General features: G+C 64.8%; 2 protein-coding genes. One reads left to right on the top strand and one right to left on the bottom strand.

The annotated features are described in order from the left end of the window. On the bottom strand, positions 1 to 653 hold a 653-nt coding region (locus tag WCB02_RS18480; RefSeq protein ID WP_423960204.1), incomplete at its 3' end, for a peroxidase family protein. Between the two features lie 109 nt (positions 654 to 762). On the opposite strand from WCB02_RS18480, the gene WCB02_RS18475 reads away from it, so the two are divergent. Next, positions 763 to 1,701, top strand: a complete 939-nt coding sequence (locus WCB02_RS18475; RefSeq protein WP_423960203.1) for a LysR substrate-binding domain-containing protein — start codon at positions 763 to 765, stop codon at positions 1,699 to 1,701. The last annotated feature ends 2 nt before the right edge of the window (positions 1,702 to 1,703 follow it).

Here is a 1,703-nt window from a genome sequence, read left to right as displayed (position 1 = left end):
CCTTCCGGATTGACGTAGATCAGGCCCATCTGCACGGCGCCGAGATGGCCCGCGAGCTCGCGATCGCCGCTGTAGCGCTCGTCCGCCAGCCATTTGCCCTCCGGGCCCCAGTAGATGTCCTCTTCCGGCTCCCAGACGTCGGCGCGGCCGCCGCCGAAACCGAAGGTCTTGAAGCCCATCGATTCCAGCGCGACATTGCCGGCGAGAATCAAAAGGTCGGCCCAGGAGATCTTCTGGCCGTATTTCTGCTTGATCGGCCACAAGAGCCGGCGCGCCTTGTCGAGGTTGGCGTTGTCCGGCCAGCTGTTGAGCGGCGCGAAACGCTGCTGGCCCGATCCGGCGCCGCCGCGGCCGTCGCCGATCCGGTAGGTGCCGGCGCTGTGCCACGCCATACGAATGAACAGCGGCCCGTAATGGCCGAAATCGGCCGGCCACCACGTCTGCGAATCCGTCATCAGGCCACGTAGGTCCTTGATCACGGCATCGAGATCGAGGGTCTTGAATTCCTTGGCATAGTCGAACGCCTCGCCCAGCGGATTGGACAGGCTGGAATGCTGGTGGAGAACCGAGAGGTTCAGCTGGCTCGGCCACCAGTCGCGGTTGCTGTGAGCGCGGGTCGCGCCCGGAAACGGGCACTTGGTCTTGTCGTCCATTGGTGTCTCCTCCTGTCGTGAATTGCAGGCGTGCGTTCGGCGAGGGAACCTACCACCGCATTATATCAGGTAAAGTTGACTTTGGTGATTGTAACGATAAGTTATTCTGATGCTTCACGTGACGCTCAGGCAGCTTCGCTATTTCGACGCGCTGGCCCGGCATTGCCATTTCGGGCGCGCGGCGGAAGCCTGCGCGATCTCGCAGCCGGCGCTGTCGATGCAGATCAAGGAGATGGAGGACGCGCTCGGCGGCGTGCTGCTGGAGCGCGGCGCCCGGCAGGTCGCGCTGACCACGTTCGGCGAAGAAGTCGCCCGGCGCGTCCGCGACATCCTGCGCTCGGTCGACGAACTCGGCGACTTTGCGCGCGCCTCGCAGGACCAGCTGGTGGGCCGGCTGCGCATCGGCATGATCCCGACAATTGCGCCCTATCTGCTGCCGACCGTCATCGGCAATCTCACGCGCAGCCATCCCGAAATCGACATTCACGTCCGTGAAACGGTGACGCCGAAGCTGCTGCAGGAGTTGATGGAAGGCCGGCTCGATACGGCGATCGTCGCGCTGCCGGTGTCCGAACCTTCGCTGACCGAGGTCGCGTTGTTTTCGGAGAATTTCCTGCTGGTCCGGCCCGGCGCGGATCAAGGCACCGCAGCGCCGACCAGCCAGGCGCTGCGCGACATGCGCCTGCTGCTGTTGGAGGAGGGGCATTGTTTTCGCGACCAGGCACTGTCGTTCTGCAGCATGCAATCCTCGCCGCCCCGGGAGCTTTTGGACGCAAGCTCGCTGTCCACGCTGGTTCAAATGGTCAGCGCCGGCATCGGCGTCACCTTGATCCCGGAAATGGCCGTGGCGGTAGAGACCCGCTCGGCGCCGGTGTCGGTCACCCGCTTCAAGAACCCGCAACCCTCGCGCACCATCGGCATGGTCTGGCGCAAGACCAGCCCGCTGGCGCGACAGCTGATGCAGATTTCCGAGGTGGTCTGTCGGTCGGCCGAAACGTTGCGTGCGCAGCACGGCGCGGCAGCCGCGTCGCGCAGCCGGCGGACCTGAAA

It is taken from the genome of Bradyrhizobium sp. (genome assembly GCF_049581145.1).
GTDB lineage: Bacteria > Pseudomonadota > Alphaproteobacteria > Rhizobiales > Xanthobacteraceae > Bradyrhizobium.
The sequence above is the reverse complement of the archived record's forward strand: the minus strand, read 5'-3'. Positions and strand labels throughout refer to the sequence as shown.

Excerpts from the sequence above, each read along its gene's own strand:
- WCB02_RS18475 (WP_423960203.1), top strand. The coding sequence starts at position 763 with ATGCTTCACGTGACGCTCAGGCAGCTTCGCTATTTCGACGCGCTGGCC.